Origin of the sequence: Syntrophaceticus schinkii, from assembly GCF_000946815.1 — a bacterium.
In the GTDB taxonomy this organism is placed as follows: Bacteria; Bacillota; DSM-12270; order Thermacetogeniales; family Thermacetogeniaceae; genus Syntrophaceticus; species Syntrophaceticus schinkii.
The window spans coordinates 1-5,608 of sequence record NZ_CDRZ01000056.1; the positions used below are offsets into that span (position 1 = coordinate 1).

Below are 5,608 nucleotides of genomic sequence, written 5' to 3' on the forward strand. Positions count from 1 at the left end.
ATCCATGCCCTCTTTTCAGCCAGGCTAAATTGCGGGCAGGCAAAGCAAGGATAATAAATGATCCTTTGCATGGGCTGAACTGGCACCACAGCAGTTCCAACCAGGCAGTTCCCATAAATCAAGACCCACTTTGCTCGCACACCAGGCGGTGGAAAGCCTGAATTCGATACCTGTGGTATCCAGCGAGCAACCAGGATAATAGGCAACTTTCATCTCAATCAACCCCCATTTCCCGAACCCTTGCGAATATTTTCTTCACTGCGCCTCCATCATCCACCTTCGGAGCAAAAACGTGTAATTTCCCCTTTTGCATCATCTTCGGTCCCAAGTCAACATTGTTAAACAATTTTCCTGACCGCATGTTGAATTTCATCATCAACTCTGTTTCGGCAACACGACCATGATTTTCCACAGACTCCAGAAAAGTCTTGTGGAAGATGGGAATATGCGGAATGGCAGCAACACCAGCACGGTCTGACTCAATCCGTAAAATATCCATTACTTTGGCAACATCCACATCACGCGGGCAGCGGGTAGCACAGGTTTCACAGGATGCACAGAGCCAAATTGAGCGCGACCGCAGGGCCTGATCAGCCAACCCCAACTGCAGCATCCTGATAATCTGCCTGGGTGAATAATCCATAGCAGATGCCATCGGACAGCCGGCACTACATTTGCCGCACTGGTAGCAGTTGGTAAGATCGATCCCCTCTGCCTTCATTTTTCTTCCCCATTCCCTTGCTGTAGATACAGTAGAAGTTAGTTCTATACTTTGCATTTTTCATATCACCCCCTCACCAATATATTAGTTACCTACAAATATTAATAACTGCACCATACTATGACCTATTATTAATTATAGCTTCAATAACTTTTTGCTATAAAGACCCCCTTTCAAGTGAAAAAAGATATAGTATAAAACTATACCTATGCTCCGCACCCCCGCATACCAGTAGTGTAGTTTGGGTGGTGGCTCAAAGTAGTTATTATATAATTATTAAGATCAATACCCTTAAAAAATAGCAAGCAAAGGCATATTAAAAAAATTATACCTTTGCTCCGGGCACCCCTGCTTACCTATTGCATTATGAGTGGGTGGCTCAAAGTGTTGTTATACAGTCTGGCCCAACCGCCTCCGCTAAAAAAGTAAAGGTGGTGGACACAATGTTAAAATATTAAATGTTAACTTGTGATAGAACTGCTAAGAATAGCAAAGATGGCCGGATATAGTTTTCGGGAACACCTCCGACCTCCCTATACATTATTGAAATCTCCTTTCCAAATACGGGAGGCCTGGCAGTTTCCTGCTCAACCCAATGGCTTGTTGACCATATCCTTGTAGATTTAGGTCAGCACGCTCGGAGATTACTGTTAGTTCATCTAAAATCAATCACTATAGTGTATAATATTCAAGATTTTTTATTGATTTCCTGCCTGCTGAAAAAATATTTCTCGCCAGGCACCCGTAAAAAGTTTTGAATTAATAATAGAGCACGGAATAACAGCATAGCTGTTTATTCCGTGCTCAACAACAGCACTTACATTAACACTTCTGGATCAATGAAGCTTTTTCACATGTTCTTTTGACCAGAGTTCAGCTGCATAGTTTAATGGGAGAGTCCGTAAATCCTCCCACACATAATCTTGTACAGACAACTCACGGGCATTGATTTCCTTGCAGTACTGCCCACAGAGCCGGCAAACTACCATCTCAATACCTGGAAAAGATTCATTCTGGAGATATATTTGCTGTTTTGCATCTTCACTTCCACAATGCAAACATCCAACCCGTTTTACCGGCCATTCAAAGCCGCATAAGGTGCAGTGCATCACTCTCTTTCCTTCAGGCGATGTCAGAACAGCCAGTATTGAGACTTCGCCGCAAACCGGGCAACGCATACCGGTATTGGCGCCATCTGGCGCTGTCTGTCTGAATTTATGTGCTGTGACTCCTTTCTGATTAGCCATTTCGCAGGCAAGTTGTGCAACACCTCTTATTGCCATATGCAAACGGGTTGACATTTCTGCATCCAAGTCTGCTGTGTTTTGATCTTTATTGAATTGTGCCATTATTTCACTGAGGTCAGAATCCGGAATTTCTACTTTTGCAGCAATATTTAATCTTTTCCAGAGCTCAATAATCGCTTTAACCGGCAGGTCCCGGACAGGCAAATAGGGAGGCTTTTCGGTCAGGCTGAGCACATTGCGCCAATCTGGCCCGCGCTCTTGCTGCCACTGATCAACTATTTGTTTTAATAGTTGATACTTTTGAAAAGCCTGTTCAATTGTTTCATCTTCTGTAACATCAAGTTTGCCTTTTTTCGCAGCCATCAGAATATCCCCTCGGTTCTTATGCATTGACTACACTAAACCTCAGCTAACAACCTTAATCTTTTCCGGCTCTTCTTCTGCAACCTCATCAAACCATTCCTCATAGTGTTCACGAGCAAATTTAGCGGGCACCCACCCGAAGAAAATCCCCTTCAAGGCCTGGTTTGAGTCGGGGTGAAGCACTCCTAAATAGAAATGCATCAAAAATACCGCTGCCAACAATAGCACGAATCCGGAATGCGCCGGGTAGGACCACTGGACAAGCCATTGTGGAAATACTGCGGGAAACCAAATGATAAACCCTGTGATGGCAATAATCACGCATGATATAAACATCAACGCAATGTTCATCTTTTCTCCGCCATTGAATTTACCTTGTGGAGGGAAGGGCGCGTGTCCACCAAAGAATTCTACAGGGAAATTTTTGACGTAGGCGAAGTCATCTTTGCCAAATTTAAAGCTGGATGTAATCCAACCCCGAAACTTCGGCTCTAACACAAAGCCTACCACCACTAATACAACAGCCACCGCACCACCGATGCGATGAATATTACGGGTTACTTCAATTCCACCCAAAATCTTCATGGCGGGTTGGAAACCGGTAAGCAGCACTCCCAATCCTGTGAAAAGCAACACAATAAAAGCAACGCCATGAACCCCGTGAGAAATACGTTCTATCAAGCTAAAGCGGTATACTTCTTTATTCCCAAGTGTTTTTGTATCCATTCTATTTACCTCCCTTCACCATCAATATGGGATTCGACACCGGCATTATCCTCTAATCGCTTGCTGTAATTTCCCCTGACAGCGTTGGCAACAACCCCCAGGACAATGGCTGCACCCGCAACACCAGCCGCGATTCCACCCAGGGGGTGAATTATGTCCTTCCAGAGGGTCAGTGATACCGGTGCAGCAGGACTTGCCGGAACCCCATAAACATCTGGATCATCTAACAGTAAATAGAGATACGTTGTGCCCCCCATTATTTGATCACCGTACAGATTAGCTTTCGGGTGTGTTTTCTTGACCTCTGCAAGGCGATCCTTTGCTTTTTTCAGCATCTGATCACGATCACCAAAACTCAGTGCACCGGGTTGGCAGGTACTAACACATGCCGGCTCAAGGCCATTTTCGACACGATCAATACAGCCGGTGCATTTGCGTACTTTGTTCGTAGTTTTGTCTACCTTGGGAACACCCCACGGACAGTTTGCGACACAGTAACCGCAGCCAATACATTTGTCGTAATCAACAACGGTATACCCCGATTTTGTCTTAGAGATCGCCTTAGAAGAGCAAGCCTTCATACAGGAAGGGTCTTCACAGTGGTAACACTGGTGTTTAAACATCAGCCATTTCATTTTCCCATTTTCATATTTTTCATGGAAGCTGACGTAAGTCCATGTCTTAGGTGTAGTCCCCTTTTGTGACTGGTAGCTGGTAATCAGTTTATTCTTTTCCGCCGGGAGCTCGTTCCATGCCTTGCACGCCACAGAACAGGCTCGACAACCGGTACATAGTGAAGTATCAACAAAAACCATTTTCTTTGTCATCGTTATGCCCTCCTTATGTTGACAAGGCAACACTTATACTCAGGAGTTCCTGCCCCAGGATCTAAAGCAGCCATTGTCATATTATTGGTGCTTGGGCCAGGATTCAAGCTGGCGAAGCCCCAGCTCCACGGCATGCCGATGGTTTCCTGATCTTTCCCATTAATTTTGTAAGTTTGGAGGCGATCTGTTACCAGAGCACGCACCCTTACCTTGCCACGAGCGGAGTATACTTCGACTTGATCCCCTTCTTTGATTCCGAGTTTTTTACCCAGGTTCTTGCTGATTTCCGCAAAGGGTTCGGGCATAATCTCATTGAGCCAGGGGATGTTTCTGGTAATTCCACCGGCACAGAAGTGCTCGCAGACACCATAGGTAGTAAGAACATACGGATATTCTTTAACATCGCCAAATTCAGTGGAAACAATGTTGGCACAAGGATTATTCTGTACCTTTGGATGCAGGATATTCTCTGCCGGACTCTCAATAGGCTCATAGAATTCCGGCAATGGTCCATCAACACACATTCCTGCATTGCGGATTGGAAGAACATCTGCAGAGGGTGTAACTGGAAGACCACTGGTATAAGCAGCTGCAAACAGCCGGCCCACACCCTCCGGATTCTGCTTAAAGGCAATCTTCCCTTCCGGAGTATCAGGTCCCTTGGTTTTATCAACAACATCTGGGCCGTCATTCCCGGTCCATTCGCCTTTAGCCGCATCCCACCAAATCAGCTTGCGCTCCGGGTCAAGGGGCTGTCCCTGGGCATCACAGGAAGCACGGTTATATAGAACACGTATATTTCCCGGCCAGGCAAAGGCAAAGTTTCTGTTTAAGCCAAGATCTGTGCTATCGGCGCCGTCACGGCGGGCAGCAAGGTTTCCTTTTCCGGTTACACCCGCATAAACCCAGCATCCTGTAGAAACAGTCCCAATCGGTGCACTCAAATAATCACCTAAAGCGGATAGGAGCTCACCTGTGGTCTCATCATAGCCATTGAGTTCCTGCAGCACTTTCAGCGGGCTCGGTTCACCATGCTCATCATCATAGTTCCAACGAGCCTTCAAAATCGGAGCATCTTTAGGAGCTGTGCTTCCGGCATAAAGCTCACGCATTCTCTTAAAGATGTGGTCTATGATATCCAGATCAGGCAACGATTCATTGAGCGGCTCAAGGGCAACCTCTTTCCACTGAACCAGGCGTGAAGAGTTGGTCATTGTACCGGCCTTCTCATAAACGAAAGCCGCCGGCAGCATAAAGACCTCTGTCTGAATGTCTTTGGGGTTTAAACCCGGTTCACGCCAGAATTGGGCTGTTTCAACCTCGAATATGTCGGCTACAACCAGCATATCAAGTTTGGAAAGCCCCTTGGCCACCATCTTTCTGTCCGGTATGGAAACAGTAGAGTTGGAGCCAAAATTAAAGAGGATTTTGAACTGCCCTTTATCCTGTTGCCTCTCACTCAATTTGACGCTGCAATTCTCACCGCCAATAACGGAAGAATTATAGCGACAGTCTGCCATAAAGTTGAGAATTCAGGTGCCAATCAAAGTCTAGCTAGATAATGCCAGTCAGTGTGCATAGTGTGGATAATGTAGAGATCCCCCAGCACCCAAACCAAACCTGTCATGGAATACTGAGAGGATCCTTACCCTTTAATTACCTTACCCCGCTGTCGCACGCTGCCTTTCCATATCAGCAAGAATACTGCCCGATCTCTTGTCCTA

Annotated in this window: 5 protein-coding genes, 1 pseudogene and 1 riboswitch; all 6 genes and pseudogenes read right to left on the bottom strand. The window is 45.9% G+C overall.

Translation table 11 applies throughout. The annotated features are described in order from the left end of the window. On the bottom strand, window positions 1–206 hold a 206-nt coding region (locus tag SSCH_RS03955), incomplete at its 3' end, for a hypothetical protein (protein ID WP_332306897.1). 8 nt (window positions 207–214) lie between these two features. Then, window positions 215–778 (bottom strand): 4Fe-4S dicluster domain-containing protein, encoded by a 564-nt coding sequence (locus tag SSCH_RS03960; protein WP_044664345.1) that lies wholly within the window; start codon window positions 776–778, stop codon window positions 215–217. Window positions 779–1,255: 477 nt separating this feature from the next. Then, a riboswitch (molybdenum cofactor riboswitch) is annotated at window positions 1,256–1,376 on the bottom strand. 181 nt (window positions 1,377–1,557) lie between these two features. Further along, window positions 1,558–2,331: a formate dehydrogenase accessory protein FdhE domain-containing protein gene (locus SSCH_RS03965; RefSeq protein WP_044664346.1), complete on the bottom strand. Its 774-nt coding sequence runs from the start codon at window positions 2,329–2,331 to the stop codon at window positions 1,558–1,560. 42 nt (window positions 2,332–2,373) lie between these two features. After that, window positions 2,374–3,057: a formate dehydrogenase subunit gamma gene (locus SSCH_RS03970; protein ID WP_044664347.1), complete on the bottom strand. Its 684-nt coding sequence runs from the start codon at window positions 3,055–3,057 to the stop codon at window positions 2,374–2,376. 5 nt (window positions 3,058–3,062) lie between these two features. Further along, window positions 3,063–3,884 carry a 4Fe-4S dicluster domain-containing protein gene (locus tag SSCH_RS03975; RefSeq protein WP_044664348.1) on the bottom strand — a complete coding sequence of 274 codons (822 nt, stop codon included), beginning with the start codon at window positions 3,882–3,884 and terminating at the stop codon, window positions 3,063–3,065. A 2-nt stretch (window positions 3,885–3,886) separates the two neighbouring features. Beyond that, window positions 3,887–5,353 (bottom strand): annotated as a pseudogene (locus SSCH_RS03980) (molybdopterin dinucleotide binding domain-containing protein); the annotation flags it as partial. Window positions 5,354–5,608 lie beyond the last annotated feature (255 nt).